This is a genomic window from Nocardia sp. NPDC055321, from assembly GCF_053645575.1.
Map to the genome: position 1 here is coordinate 471,177 of NZ_JBSHMS010000003.1, position 13,496 is coordinate 484,672.

11 protein-coding genes are annotated in these 13,496 nt (G+C 69.4%); 6 read left to right on the plus strand and 5 right to left on the minus strand.

Translation table 11 applies throughout. From position 1 onward, the window contains the following. The first annotated feature begins 10 nt into the window (after positions 1–10). From ACWIGI_RS06965 to ACWIGI_RS06980, 4 genes are all read left to right on the plus strand, one after another. Positions 11–1,201, plus strand: coding sequence for a hypothetical protein (locus ACWIGI_RS06965; RefSeq protein WP_454201413.1), 1,191 nt, complete (start codon positions 11–13; stop codon positions 1,199–1,201). After that, complete coding sequence (locus ACWIGI_RS06970; protein ID WP_454201414.1) at positions 1,198–3,405, plus strand: GAP1-M domain-containing protein; 2,208 nt, start codon at positions 1,198–1,200, stop codon at positions 3,403–3,405. The genes ACWIGI_RS06965 and ACWIGI_RS06970 overlap by 4 nt, the downstream gene beginning before the upstream one ends. A gap of 243 nt (positions 3,406–3,648) precedes the next feature. After that, entirely contained in the window at positions 3,649–5,664 is a 2,016-nt protein-coding gene (locus ACWIGI_RS06975; RefSeq protein ID WP_454201456.1) for a TerD family protein, read from the plus strand. Between the two features lie 125 nt (positions 5,665–5,789). Then, complete coding sequence (locus ACWIGI_RS06980; protein WP_454201415.1) at positions 5,790–6,224, plus strand: hypothetical protein; 435 nt, start codon at positions 5,790–5,792, stop codon at positions 6,222–6,224. Positions 6,225–6,309: 85 nt separating this feature from the next. Here ACWIGI_RS06980 and ACWIGI_RS06985 read toward each other — a convergent pair whose 3' ends face one another. Continuing rightward, on the minus strand, positions 6,310–7,488 hold the full coding sequence (locus tag ACWIGI_RS06985) for a cytochrome P450 (RefSeq protein ID WP_454201416.1): 1,179 nt from the start codon (positions 7,486–7,488) through the stop codon (positions 6,310–6,312). A 53-nt stretch (positions 7,489–7,541) separates the two neighbouring features. Between ACWIGI_RS06985 and ACWIGI_RS06990 the strand changes: the two genes are divergently transcribed. Continuing rightward, positions 7,542–8,336: an SAM-dependent methyltransferase gene (locus tag ACWIGI_RS06990; RefSeq protein WP_454201417.1), complete on the plus strand. Its 795-nt coding sequence runs from the start codon at positions 7,542–7,544 to the stop codon at positions 8,334–8,336. Positions 8,337–8,361: 25 nt separating this feature from the next. Here ACWIGI_RS06990 and ACWIGI_RS06995 read toward each other — a convergent pair whose 3' ends face one another. The 3 genes from ACWIGI_RS06995 to ACWIGI_RS07005 form a co-directional block, all read right to left on the minus strand. Next, a complete protein-coding gene (locus ACWIGI_RS06995; protein WP_454201418.1) occupies positions 8,362–8,799 on the minus strand; it encodes a hypothetical protein in 438 nt (145 codons plus the stop codon). 32 nt (positions 8,800–8,831) lie between these two features. After that, positions 8,832–9,641 carry a hypothetical protein gene (locus ACWIGI_RS07000; RefSeq protein ID WP_454201419.1) on the minus strand — a complete coding sequence of 270 codons (810 nt, stop codon included), beginning with the start codon at positions 9,639–9,641 and terminating at the stop codon, positions 8,832–8,834. A gap of 240 nt (positions 9,642–9,881) precedes the next feature. Beyond that, positions 9,882–10,976, minus strand: coding sequence for a polyprenyl synthetase family protein (locus tag ACWIGI_RS07005; RefSeq protein ID WP_454201420.1), 1,095 nt, complete (start codon positions 10,974–10,976; stop codon positions 9,882–9,884). A gap of 498 nt (positions 10,977–11,474) precedes the next feature. Between ACWIGI_RS07005 and ACWIGI_RS07010 the strand changes: the two genes are divergently transcribed. Further along, entirely contained in the window at positions 11,475–12,683 is a 1,209-nt protein-coding gene (locus tag ACWIGI_RS07010; protein ID WP_454201421.1) for a UDP-N-acetylglucosamine--N-acetylmuramyl-(pentapeptide) pyrophosphoryl-undecaprenol N-acetylglucosamine transferase, read from the plus strand. A 272-nt stretch (positions 12,684–12,955) separates the two neighbouring features. Here ACWIGI_RS07010 and ACWIGI_RS07015 read toward each other — a convergent pair whose 3' ends face one another. After that, complete coding sequence (locus ACWIGI_RS07015) at positions 12,956–13,486, minus strand: PaaI family thioesterase (RefSeq protein WP_454201422.1); 531 nt, start codon at positions 13,484–13,486, stop codon at positions 12,956–12,958. Between the last annotated feature and the right edge of the window lie 10 nt (positions 13,487–13,496).

A 13,496-nucleotide genomic window follows, 5' to 3' on the forward strand; every position in this document is an offset into this window, starting at 1 on the left:
GGTGCGGCCGATGCGAACCGTGTGCCTGAACTGTCTCACCGAGTTCAAGTACGACCGCGAGCACAATCGCTGGTACACCGTGATCCGCCAGCGCAACAGCGGGCACGCCAAGCAGATCGAAACCTATTTCGACAAGCTGAATCTGCGCTGCCCGCGCGGGTGCGAACTCGATCCGGTGACCCTGGACCACCCGACGAAGGTGATCGGCTTCGTGGGCGAATCCGCCTCGTCGAAAAGCCATCTCATCGTGTCGATGATCCACTCGATGATGAACGATCCGAACCTCGCGAGCCGGTACTCGTTCATCGTCTCGCCCAAATCCGCGAGCCTGTGGACCCAGCTCGAGGCGCGGCTGCTGGACCGGCGCGCGCTCGACGCCACCGGGCCGCGGCGCATGACCATGGACATGACCCAGCGCTCGGACGGCATCACGGTGCAGACCCAGCGGCAGACCCAGGGCCACGTGTGGGCCGGGCTCGAACAGCGCAAACCCATTCTGGTGACGGCGTATTCGCTGCACTCGGCGCGGGCGGTGAACCTGGCGTTCATCGACGTCGCGGGTGAGGACATCGCCGACGGCGCGGTGGCGGCGCGGGTGAGCCCGCATCTCACGGTGGCGGACTTCCTGTGGTTCGTGGTGCCGTCCACGCTCAACAAGCAGTACCTGGCGCTCATGCGCGAGCACGCCGGCGACGAGGATCAGGAGAGTCTGACCAACGCGGTGGAGCATTCGCAGACCGTCGGGCGCACGACCCTGATGATCGATCAGATAGCCAAGCTGTGGCGGGCGGCGAACTCGTTCCCCATCGACCGGCAGATCGAACCGCCGCGCGTGCACGTGTCCACGATCATCGCCAAAACCGATCTGCTGTCGCTGATTCCGCTGCCGGAGATCAACATGGTCGCACCGCCCGCCGATTGGGCGGACAGCCCGATCAGCGCCAACGGCGCGGGCAACTCCTATGACCCGGCCCAGATCACCCATCGGGCCGAGATCACGCGCGGGTTGGTGCGGCGACTGTTCCCGGCCGTGGATTCGGCCTTGAGCATTCACTTCCCGTGGAACATGTATTTCCCGGTGTCGGCGGTGGGCTGCGGAAAGCGAAGCGACGGAACCTATCCCGTCTTCAAGCCCTACGGAGCGGCCGACCCGGTGGTATACATGCTCGACATGATCGACGACCTGCGGATCCGCGCATGACGGGTTACGCGCAACTGGTGTGCGGCTGGGCCCTGGTGAACCTGGAGTCCTCGGGCGCGGGGGTCGGGGTGGTCGCGCGGTCCGGGAACTGGCCCGCGGCACTGGGATCCACGGTTCGCGAGCTCGGCCAACTGGTGTCGCCGGTCGAGAACGCGCCGGGATTCGTGCTGGAGTTCACCCTCGCGCGCGGGATCGCGGTCGCCGGGCTCAAGACGCCCTCCGAGGTGCGGCCGGGGACGTGCGTGACGCACCTGGTCGCGGGTGAGCGCGGAGCGTTCGACGGCGGTGTGGCGTTGCGGCTCTTCGAATCCGGGGCGCTGGTCACCTCGCTGCAGGACGGGGTGTCGCCGACCGAGCATTGGCCCGCGGCCGCGGCGGAGCCGGACGAGACGTTGTTCGAGGGCGCCGCGGCGGCATCGCAGGAGCAGCCGTGGCTGCCGGTGCTGGTCGGGGCGGTGCTCGCGCTGCTGGCCGGGCAGGGGCCGCCGATCGCGCTGCACGTCGAGCAGGTGCGCGACTCGGTGACGATGCTGAAGGCGCTGTACGGGGTGCTGCCGCGACATCTGCTGCGGGAGTTGACGTTCTCGACCGGGCCCGAGTATTCACCGGAGGCGCCGGCGATCAGCACGGTGGTCGGGTGGGATACGCCGCTGCCCGCGGGCCGCCATGCCATCAACCCCGACAGTTACGTGGAAGCGGACGCCGAGACCTATCCGCGCCTCGGCCGCGATATCGTCGCGCACCGCCGGGCCGGGCTGGCGGTGCCCGCGACGCTGCGCAGCGTGCACGACGTCCGGCAGTGGTGCTACCAACAGCATTTGCGCACCGTCGAACCCGCGCTGCTGGACGACGGGCAGCTGGTGCGGGTGATCACCGATCCGACCCTGGGCCCGGACTGGTTCATCGAGCAGGCCGTGGCGCGCCGGGCCGTGACGCTGGCGATCGACAACCCGGAGGTGGCCGCGGCGCTGGCCGCCATCGACCATCACACGGTGGTGCTGAACACCTTCGAGAAGACGCTGACCGACTACGTACTGGCCGACGCGCGCGGGCACGCGCGCGCGACGCGGGTCGCCGAGCAGCTCGGGTTCGACATCAGCGCGGTGGTCGTGGAGTCCTCGTTCCGGCGGCTGGAGAACGGGTCGCTGTCCGCGAGCGATGCCAAAGTCGTATGGCCGCAACTGAAGAAGGACTGGGCCACCGGGGAGACCGAGGAGCGCAACCGGATCCTGGACCAGGTGCGGCGCCATCGCGCGCTGCGTGAGCACGCCATCGCCTCGCCCGACCGTTTCCTGGTGTACGAGACCATTCGCGCCGAGATCAGCGATCCGGCGGTGCACACCGGGTCGAGCCAGCTGCTGCGCTCGGCCATGCACTCGCACCTGGCGATCGTCGCCCAGCTCCTGGTGAACGTCTCCTGCAACAGCCGCGATCGCTATGTGCTGGAACAGATCCTGGCGTGCGCCCCCGACGATCAGCTGCCCCGGCTCGTCGCCGAATGCGCCAAGTACCAGGCCGTGGACGCCTTCGAACTCATGAAGGCCGTCACCCTGGTCAAGGCCGAACCCGAGGAGCTCGTCGCCGCCCTCAAGCCCGCCTGGCGCCGGCTGCGCGGCTGCCTCGGCCTGCCCGAGGCCCTGGAGGCGGTAACGACGCTCGATGCCTCGCCCGCCACACCGGCTGCCACCGCGAACCGATTCGGCTTGCGGCTCAACGTGTTCAACCGCAATCGCACCGACGGCCTGTGGAGCAAGGCGGAGGTGGCGGGCATACTGCGCGCCGCCGTAGACGACCGCCTGGTCATCGAGGAGCACTTCGAGATCCTCAACGCAGCGATCGCCGCCGACATCGACTACGTCGCCGGCTGCATGGCCGAACGCTCCCAATCCACCAGCGGCGCCGCGATTCTCGCCCAGGTCCTGACCTGCGCTCCCCACGACCGCCTCCCCGCCCTGGTGACCGCCTGCGCCCGCCACGAGAACATCAATCCCCACGCCCTGATGCGCGCCACCTGCGCCCTCGACCTGGACTCCCCCGCCCTGGTGGACCTCCTGACCCCCGCCTGGCCCCACCTCCGCCGCCACCTGAACCTCCCCCACCGCGTGGCCGACATCCTGACCCTCGACCCCGCCGCCGCCCACCCCCCACGCCTCCAGCCCCTCCCCACCCCACCCAAACCCCGCCGCAAACGCTTCAGCTTCTGAGGCCGCCCCGGCGGAACGCTCGCCGCAGGCACACCCATCCCGGCCCGTTTTGCCCGAATCCCTTGTGCGCGAACCGGACCGGATGTGACGCGTGTAACACGCGGACGGCGGGCGTCGAAGAACAGTGCGGTGCCGCGCTCGCGCGTGGCACAGACAATCGGGGGCGGTACGGGAACCGGTCGGTTCGTCATTGCCTGCGGTTCCGAGTACCGAATTGCCGGGAGGGCGAGCGCTGTGACGTCGATGTTGGTCAAGGGTCAGAATCTGCCGCTGCCGGACGATGCGCTCCGCATCGACGTCGTCCTGGGCTGGACCGAGTCGGAAATCGAGGTCGACGCCTCCGCGCTGCTGCTGGGAGCCGATCGCACGGTCGGGTCGGACGAGGATTTCGTCTTCTACAACCAGCCCGAATCCCCGGACGGCTCCGTGCGATTCCTGGGTCGCAGCGCCACCGAGGAGGGCGCACAGGCCAGGATCTCCATCGATCTCTCCGAGGTGCCCGACAAGGTGCACACCGTCGCCCTGGTCGGCAGCCTGACCACCGGAACCTTCGGAGATCTGGGCAAGCTCGCCCTGCGGGTAGTGGACGCGGCGGGCGATTCGCTGGCCGAGTACGCCACGGCCGATGCCACCGTCGAGTCGGCCTTTCTCTTCGGTGAGGTGTACCGCCGCGACGGGGCCTGGAAGATCCGCGCCGTCGGACAGGGCTGGGACTCCGGGCTCGCCGGACTGGCAACGGATTTCGGCGTCACCGTGGACGACGAGGGCGAGGAGCAGGCCGAGGTCTCCGGCGACACCGCGAACCTGATCAAGTCGGCCGTGGTCGAGGCCGGTGACACGATCGCCGCGGAACCCGTTGCGAGGCAGCCGGAGCAGCCGAGTGCTCGACCCGCCGCGAAGCCGCGCGGTGTGCGCACCGCCAAGCAGCCCCCGAAGAAGGTCAAGCCGATCGAGTTCAAGTTCGCCGAGCTCGAATCCTGGCAGCCCGCCCGGCTGTTCTCGGTCGTCGGCGTCGGCGCGGGCGAGGAGCAGGAGGGACGCGCTACCTCCGCGCTGATCGCCACCATGCAGGCGGTGCGTCCTTTCGCCCGCGCGGTCTGTGCTCGAATCGGCGCTCCGGCAGGCTCTTTCGAGGGCTATGTCGAGGTTCAGTACACCAGGGGCGAATCGAAGGTCATCCCCGACGCGGTGCTCAAGGTGTCCCGGGGCAGTCGCATGTGGACGGGCCTGCTCGAGGTCAAGACCGGCAACGGCAAGCTCCGGCGCGAGCAGCTCGAGAACTATCTCGATATCGCGCGCAGGCAGAAGTACGACGTGGTGGTCAGCCTGTCCAACGATGTACCCGCGAGCGCGGGCGAACTGCCGGTCCAGGTGGACCGCCGCAAGCTGACCAAGGTCGCGCTGCGCCATCTGTCCTGGGCGGAGGTGGCGCACGAGGCGCGCATGCTGCAGGCACACGGCGGTATCGAGGATCCGCTGCAGGCGTGGATGCTCGGGGAGTTCCTGCGCTACCTCGATCATCCCCGGTCCGGCGCGGTGGAGTTCGTGGACATGGGACGGCACTGGGTTGCCGTGCGCGACGCCGTCACCGCGGGCACGCTGCGCGGGGGTGATCAGAAGGCGCTCGCGGTCGCCGACACCTGGGTTTCGCTCTCCCGCCATCTGGCGCTGCGCTTGACCGCCGAACTCGGCGTCACCGTCAAACATGTACTGCCCCGGCGGCATCGCACCGATCCCGTCGCGCGCAATGCCGCGGTGGCCGAGCGGCTGGCGGCCGACGGCAGCTTCGAGGCGGTATTCCAGATCCCCGATACCGCGGGCGATCTGACGGTGTGCGCCGATCTGCGCGTCAACAAGGTGCGTTGCCGGACCACGCTGGACGCACCGAACGAGGGCACCGCGGGCCGGCGGGTGTCCTGGTTGCTCAAGCAGCTCGAGGACGCACCCGCCGATCTGCAGGTCGAAGCGGCGTTCTCGGGGCAGAGCACCCCGGCGTGCGAGCTGCTCGGCACCCTGCGCTCGGATCCGAAGTCGTTGACGGCCGGGCGAACCGGGGACATCACCTCGTTCGTCCTGCAGCAGACCTTCACGATGGGCAAGGGCCGTTCCGGAACGGCGGCGAGCTTCATCACGAGCGTCAAGGCCGCGACCGACGCGTTCTACGGCGCGGTCGTGCAACCGCTGCGCGGGTGGGTTCCCGCCGCACCCAAGCAAACCGAGCCGCGTGCCGCTGAGTCCGCAGACGACGAAAACGCCTGACTATTCGTCGTTTGCGGACGGTTTGCTCAAAGTTGTTCTGGGGCAGGTGGATTGGTTCGGGCGGTGGTAGAGTCCGGCGGGGTGCCGGTACTTGGGCCGGCGGAGCATCAGGAAGGGGCGGGGTCTTGTCGGACTTTCAGCCGGGCAGTGTCAAGTTTCTCGAGGTTCGGAACAAGTACCGGTCGCTGCAGATCAGGGAAGTGCTGTGGGGGCAGGAGGGGCGTGACGTCGCGTTCGGGTTCGGGACCTCGCTGCGGTACGACGTGCGGTACCAGGAGGGGCAGTTCCCGGCGTTCGAGGCCGCGGGCGGGCATCTCAAGCAGCTGGACCTGAACGCCGGAGGGTCCTCGGACGACATCAACTTCCCGCAGCCGGGCGATAGCGGGGACGACTCCATCGTCTACGTCGCGGGCTCGGGACGGCGCGGCGCGCTGGTGCAGCTGGCGGCCGGCACCGTGGGGTCGGTCATCGACCTCGACGGCATCGCGGGCGGAGCGCCGGGGCAGGTCGTCGCCGCCGTCGAGGACGAGACGCTGGTCATCACCCTCAGCCTGAAGTAGGCCGTGTGGGCTCCGGCCGGCGCAGTGGGCCCACTGCGCCGAACCGGGCCGTGCCGCAGCACCTTCCGGGATCGACGGGCAACCCTCAGCGCAGGGTGACCGTGGTCGGCAGACTCGCGAAACCGCGATTGTTCGAAGAGTGGACGCGCCGCAACCCGGCGGGGTCGATGTCGTAGTCGGCGACCGCCGCCGCGATCTCGCCCAGCGCGATGCGCAGCTCCAGCAGAGCCAGATTCGAGCCGAGGCAGTGGTGCCGGCCGCTGCCGAACACCAGTGATGCGCTCGTGTCCCGATCCAGATCGAAGGTATCGGGGTCGGCGAAGACCTCGGGATCACGATTCGCGGCGCCGGTGAGCAGCAGAATCCGCGCCCCGGCCGGAATCGCGACGCCGTGCAGCTCCAGCGCCTCGGTCGTGGTCCGCAACTGGCTCTGCGAGGACGGATCCCAGCGCATCGACTCCGCGATCCAGTCGTCCACCCGCCCGCCGAGGGCCGCCCGCCGCGCGTCCGGATGCAGCCACCCCGCGTGCCAGGTGTTGCCGAAGGTCAGCATGGCGGTCTCGATCCCCGCCCCGACCAGCAGAATCAGAATGCCGACGATCTCCTCCGGCGTGAGCCGGTCCGCCCCGTCGGCCGCGCCGAGCAACCCGGACAGCAGATCCTCGCGCGGGGATTTGGCCCGCTCGATCGTCAATTCGGTGTAGTACCCGACCAGCGCGCCGATGGCCGCCATGGCCTCGGGCCGCAGATCGGTCGACTCCGCGTCGGTGTACATGATCTCCATGCCGAGCTTGCGAATCATCTCCCGATCCGCCTCGGGCACCCCGACCAGCTCGGAGATCACATCGGTCGGGAAGGGACCGGCGAAATCGGTCATCAGATCGAAGCTGCCGCGCTCGAGCAGCGGCTGCAGAATCCCGCGCGCGATCTCCCGTAGTCGCGGCGCCAGACCCTGCACCCGATGCGCGGTGAACGCGCGCAACACCAGCCCGCGCAACCGGGTGTGCTTGGGCGCGTCCATGGCCACGAAGGAGAAGAAGCGCTCGGCCTGCGGACCCCAGAACGCGGGTTCCATCCGGATGCCGTTCACGCTGGAGAAACGGTCGGAATCGCGCAGCGCGGCGAGCACATCGGCGTGCCGCGAGAACGCCCAGAAATCGTCGGTCTCGTTACGGTAGACCGGGGCCTGCGAACGGAGGCTGGCATAGTAAGGGTACGGATCGGCGTGCACATCGAAGTCGTACGGGCTGTAGCTCGGCACCATGATCGAAACAGTAGTCCAGATGGATTGGGGGCGTTGTGAACTCGGAGTCCGCGATGGATCGGATCGACACCACCAAACCGCATCCCGCGCGCCGCTACGACTACTGGCTCGGGGGCAAGGACAACTTCGCGGCCGACCGGGAGTCCGCCGACGCGGTCGCCGAGGCCTTCCCCACGGTACGCCTGGCCGCGGTCGAGAACCGCAATTTCCTGCGACGCGCCACCGGCTACCTGGCCCGCGAGGCCGGTATACGCCAGTTCCTCGACATCGGCGCGGGCCTGCCCACCGCGGGCAACGTGCACGAGATCGCCCAGGACATCGCCCCGGAATCGCGCATCGTCTACGTGGACAACGACCCGATCGTGCTGGCGCACGCCCGCGCGCTGCTGCACAGCTCCCCCGCGGGCAAGACCGCGTATCTGGACGCCGACCTGCGCGATCCCGAACGCATCCTCACCCATCCCGACCTGCTGGCCACCCTGGATCTCACCCGGCCGGTGGCGCTCATGCTGGTCGCGGTCCTGCACTTCCTCCCCGACGACCAGCAGCCCTACGACCTCGTCCGGCGGCTGTGCGAGGCGCTGCCCTCGGGCAGCTACCTGGTCATGTCCCATGCGACCAGCGATCACCTCGAAGCCGAGGATCTGGCCCGCACCACCGAGGCCAATCAGCGCAGCGGGGTGCCGTTCCAGCTGCGCTCGAGCGCGGAGTTCGCGAAATTCTTCGCCGGCTTCGACATGGTGACCCCGGGCATCAGCGCGGTGACCGAGTGGCGGCCCGAGATCTACCGCCCGCATCCGCGCGCCGAGGCCGTCTCGATGCTCGGCGCGGTCGCGCGCATTCCGTAACGCGCGCCCGGCGACACCGAGCGATTCAGAGCCGCCCGGTGTCCTTGAGCACGCGACGGGTCTGCGCGAACAGCATCCCCACGTTCACCGCCTTGCGGCACACCACCACGATCACCACGTCGTCGCGGCTCTCGGTGCGAATGAACAGGTGGGTGAGGTTGTCGCTGTTGACCAGGATCTCCTGAAAGTAGTGCCGCTCCTGGCGAATTCCGCGGCGCTCCTTCCAAATGTCCTCGATCATCACCACATTGCGGCCCTGGAACAGATCCAGCGTCGCGGCGGCGAGCAGATCCAGGACCTCCTGCGGATGGTTGTCGACGGTCTCGACCGCCAGCAGCATGCCCGTCGACATGTCGATCGCACCCGAGGCCAGGCAATCGGGGACCTCGGTGCGCAAATCCTTGACCAGCACCCCGATTCGATCCGCCAGACTGGCCGTGCCGGGTCCGTTGGGAGAATTCATGACGTCCTTTCGGGTTCGCGCGCGGTCCGCGATCAGGCGCCGATCACCGGCTGTGGAGCGCGCGGCAGCAGAGTGTCGTTGATGCCGCTGGCACCCCGCCGGCGACGCGGCAGCATGGAACGGCCGGGACCGCCCCGTGCGGGTTCGGCCTCGCGCGAGGGTTCGCGAGCCGGCTCCCGCACGGGCGGCGCTATGGCGACCAGGTCGTTGTCGAGAAGGCGAACAACTTCGACGGTCACCCCATACAGACTGCGGCACAACAGCATCGCGATATCCCGACAGCTGTGCCTGCCGTTCACCCAGAGCAGGATGTCCGCCCACTGCCCACCGTCCGGGCCGCGGAGAAGGGCGCGGCCCGGATCGGTGAGCACCAGTTGGTTGCGGTGCGGGGAGACCCGGCCGTGCGCCAGGGCGCGCAGCCGCCGCTCGGTCTCCGACAGCAACCAGCCGGGTTCCACACCGGGAACTGGCGGTACAGGGTGGTCCGGCCACCTCTGGCCGGCGGGCAGCTCCTGCCAGGTACAGTCGCCGATCCAGCCAGAGGTGAGTGCGAAGGCGCCGTCGAGCGCGGCCATCAGGGCGACCACGCGCAGGTCGGCGACGCCTCCGCAGGTACGTCCGGGACGCGAAAGCAATTCGCGCACACCGGGAGCACCGGGTGTTTCGATGGCGACGACCTGGCCGTGCACGATATAGAGGTCGCCACCGGGTTCACCGGAGACGCGCAGAACTCCGGTGCGTGCGGTGGTGGCGGCGCGCACCAGCTCCGCCACCAATTCCCGGGTGGGCTCTCGCCCCAGTGCCAGCAATCGTCCCGACTCGGCGAATGGCCCCGTCGTCATGTTGGCACTCCTGGGAATAACCGCACTGACACAGGCGTATTCGCGTGGGCACACGTAAGATTGCGAAAGAACTACGCCTGCTTGAACTTTCGGCGGTGTCTCGAGCTTCCGAATCACCGCTCGCAAGTAATCCTGACAGCACAGCGGTTTTGGAGCAATGGACTCCGTTCAATTGAGTACCAAAGTCCCTACCGGTACCGGGCGGTCGAATTTCAATTCCGATTTGCCCGATATATGACGTCAGCGCTCCCGGTCGATCGCGCTGTCGGCCAGCGCGAACAGCTCACGGGGATCGGCGAATCCGGTAGTTCCGGATAATTCCGACAAATAAGCCTTGGCCGCCCGCACGTGCCGCGCCGATTCCGACTGCGCCCAGCCTTTTCCGCCGGCCCGTTCGATGAGATCGGCGGCGTGCGCGGCCGTCGAATCGTCCAGCGGCCGATCCGCGAAATAGAGCTCGGCGAACTCGCGGCCCGCCGGGGTGTCGGATTCCAATGCCGCCAGAATCGGCAGGGTTCGCTTGTGCCGCAACAGATCACTGCCCTTCGGCTTCCCGGTGAGCGCGGGGTCGCCCCAGATGCCCAGCAGGTCGTCGGCCAGCTGGAAGGCCACACCCAGCTCGCGGCCGAACCCGTCCATGGCGGCGATCGTCTCCGCCGGCGCCTCGGCACACACCGCACCCAGTGCGCACGCGCAGCCGAGCAGCGCGCCGGTCTTGTAGCGCAGGGTCTGCAGGCAGTCCTCCACCGTGAGCGCGAAACTCGTTTCGGCGCAGTCGAAATGCTGACCCAGGCAGAGTTCGATCACCGCCTCGGCCAGGCGGCCCATCCCGGTCTGCGCCGCGCGCGGCGCGTCGGCCAGGGTCCAGATGGCCAGACCGTGCAGGGCGTCGCCGACCAGCACCGCGTCGTCCACACCCCAGACGTGCCACACCGCCGGCCGGCCACGCCGCATGACGTCCCCGTCCATGACGTCGTCGTGCACCAGGGTGAAGTTGTGCACCAGTTCGATTGCCGCGGCGGCGTGTAGCGCCGCGTCGGGACCCGCGCCCAGCGCTCGCGCGGCGGCCAGCACCAGTGCGGGCCGCAGGCCCTTCCCCGAATCCGTGGCGGCCGGAATGCCCTCTGCGTCCCACCAGCCCAGGTGGTAGCCCGCCATCAGGCGTAGCTCGGCGGGCAGGTTGTCCACCGCCCCGCGCAGAATCGGGGTGGTCAGGCGCTGGGCCCGCACCAGCGGATCCGCTCCCTCGCCCTCCGGGCCGATGATCGTGCCCCACCGGTCTTCCCACTCCGATCCCGAGCCGAATGCGGGATCCGCCGCGGTCGACGAACTCATGGCTACCTCCAGTGACTCGCCGGGCTATGTATCGCGACTATCGGATGCGCGCGGGTGCGCGATACGACGTCGCCGGGGTGCTGAGCACAGGGCCGAGGAGCCCGTCCGGGCCGCGGCGACAGGGCGGCGGCGCGGGGGCTGCGGAGCGGGAGAAGCACTGCCGGACAGGCGAATCGAGCGCCGGACGGCCAGGGAGCGGCATGGCGGGCCCCTCTCCCCGGTACGACGGCGCGAACGCTCGGCGGCACACCGGTGCATCCGGCACCGGCATCGGAACACGCACGGCTGCACGGTGATCCGAATCACCACAATGGTAAAGGCCCATTGGTCGATAGCCAACACCCCGCAATCATCGGCGACCGACCAGTATCGACGGCGCCGAGCCTGCCGAGCGGGCTCCCACGCCCGGCCGGCGGGCGCGCGCTAGCCTGAACCGGGCGTTGCGGCCGGACCAGGCCCCGCCCCGTCAGCCGACCGATCCACCCAGGAGGCTCGCCCATGCCACGTCCCGCCCTCGACCGCGCCACCATCCTGCGCCGGGTCGGCGCACACGCGAAGGTGCGCGTGATCGTCGCCGGCGGCGGCACCGGCGGGCACACCTACCCGGCGGTCTCGGCCATGCGCGCGCTGCGCGACCTGGTCGCCGAGGCGGGCAGCGAGGTCGAGGTGCTGTGGGTCGGTACCCCGGACAGCCTCGAACAGCGCGTGGCGGGCGAGAACGACATCGCCTTCACCGGCATCAAGGCGGGCAAGCTGCGGCGCGACCGCAACCCCCTCAAGATGCTGAACGCGGACAACGCGAAGGACGCGGTGCGGGTGCCGCTGAGCGTGTTCACCGCGCAAGCGGTGGTGCGGCGGTTCCGGCCCGACGCGGTGCTGTGCACCGGCGGCTACGTGTGCGCACCCATCGGCATGGCGGCCGCGCTGCGCCGCCGCCCCCTGGTCATCCACGAGCAGACCACCGGCATCGGCAAGGCCAACCAGCTGCTGGCGCGCGCCGCGACGCGGATCGCCCTGAGTTCGGACGCCTCGGTCGAACTGCTGCCCGCCCGGGTCCGCGCCCGAGCCGTGGTGACCGGCAACCCGATTCGGCCCGCGCTGACCACCGGCCGCGCCGAAGACGCTGTGCCCGCGCTGAATTGGGAGGGCTACACCCCGGGACTGCCGACGGTGTACATCACCGGCGGCGCCCAGGGCGCGGTGCAGATCAACGACCTGATCAACGAGTTCCTGCCCGAGCTGCTGACCGTGGCCAACGTGATTCACCAGTGCGGCGCGCGCTCCTACGACCAGGTCCGCGAGCGCGCGGCCGCCCTGCCCGCCGACCTGCGCCCCCGCTACCTGGTCCGCGACTTCCTCGGCGCCGAGCTCCCGCACGTGCTCGCGCTCACCGACGTGGTCGTATCCCGTTCCGGGGCGGGAACTCTCGCCGAACTGACCACCCTGGGCAAGCCCTCGGTGCTGATCCCCTACCCGCATTCGGTGGGCGGCGAGCAGATCCGCAACGCCCGCATCCTGGCTGAGAACGGCGCGGCCCGCGCGGTCATCGGCGACGACGCCACCGCCCCGAACCTGCGCGCGGCCCTGTTCGAACTGCTCACCGACCCCGAGGCCCGCAAGGCCGTCGGCGCGGCCGCCCACGCCATGGGCCACCCGGACGCCGCCGAACAGCTCGCCCTGACGGTCCTGGACCTCGCGGTGCCCTGAGCGCCGAACGACTCCGGTCCGGCGCGCCACGGGGCTGCCGCCGGTTCGAACATGTGCCATCGACGCCGCTGCCGCTGTCGCGGGGTCGATCGTGCGTGATTCAACGCGCCCCACGGTGTTCGGTCCGGGCTCGAGATCAGCCCATCGGTGTGCCCGGCACCGGCGGACGATAAGCCCCGGCCGCGCCGCTGACATCGTCCGAGACGCCGGTCACCGAGGCTGGCAACTCACCGCAGACGCTCTGCGGCCGGATCAGATTCGAGCCGCCGCGCTCAGGCGCCGATGATCAGGCAGGCGCTCGTGGCGGTCGCCAGGAGGACGCCGTCGGCGTCGCGCAGGTCGGCCTCGGCGAAGGCCACGCGTTTGCCGGGCTTGGTGACCCAGCCGTGGGCGGTGAGCTCGCCGGTGTGGCTGTGGATGGGGCGCAGGTAGTTCACCTTGATCTCGATCGAGGTGTAGCCGACGCCCGCGGCCAGGGTGGTGTGGACGGCGCAGCCCGCCACCGAATCGAGCAGGGTGCAGGCGATGCCGCCGTGCACCATCCCGATCGGGTTGTACATGGATTCGTCCGGCGTGCAGACGAACACGACATCACCGGGACCGGCGCTGACCGGCCGCATGCCCAGCAGCCCGGAAATCGGCGGGCCGGGAATCTCGCCCGCGGCCATGGCCGTCAGGAACTCGAGTCCCGTGCGACCGGGCGCGGACTCGAGGGCGATCTTCGGGTCGTGCCAGTGCACGGTCTTGCTGCGCGCCTCGCCCCAGGATTCGGGCGCACCCGCGGGCTCGGAAGTAATCGTCATGGGCCCGACC

Coding starts and splice junctions, on each gene's coding strand:
- ACWIGI_RS07000 (WP_454201419.1), bottom strand. CDS start 9,641: ATGACGACGGGGCCATTCGCCGAGTCGGGACGATTGCTGGCACTGGGG.
- ACWIGI_RS06995 (WP_454201418.1), bottom strand. CDS start 8,799: ATGAATTCTCCCAACGGACCCGGCACGGCCAGTCTGGCGGATCGAATC.
- ACWIGI_RS06985 (WP_454201416.1), bottom strand. CDS start 7,488: ATGGTGCCGAGCTACAGCCCGTACGACTTCGATGTGCACGCCGATCCG.
- ACWIGI_RS07005 (WP_454201420.1), bottom strand. CDS start 10,976: ATGAGTTCGTCGACCGCGGCGGATCCCGCATTCGGCTCGGGATCGGAG.
- ACWIGI_RS06965 (WP_454201413.1), top strand. CDS start 11: ATGCGAACCGTGTGCCTGAACTGTCTCACCGAGTTCAAGTACGACCGC.
- ACWIGI_RS07015 (WP_454201422.1), bottom strand. CDS start 13,486: ATGACGATTACTTCCGAGCCCGCGGGTGCGCCCGAATCCTGGGGCGAG.
- ACWIGI_RS07010 (WP_454201421.1), top strand. CDS start 11,475: ATGCCACGTCCCGCCCTCGACCGCGCCACCATCCTGCGCCGGGTCGGC.
- ACWIGI_RS06990 (WP_454201417.1), top strand. CDS start 7,542: ATGGATCGGATCGACACCACCAAACCGCATCCCGCGCGCCGCTACGAC.
- ACWIGI_RS06975 (WP_454201456.1), top strand. CDS start 3,649: ATGTTGGTCAAGGGTCAGAATCTGCCGCTGCCGGACGATGCGCTCCGC.
- ACWIGI_RS06970 (WP_454201414.1), top strand. CDS start 1,198: ATGACGGGTTACGCGCAACTGGTGTGCGGCTGGGCCCTGGTGAACCTG.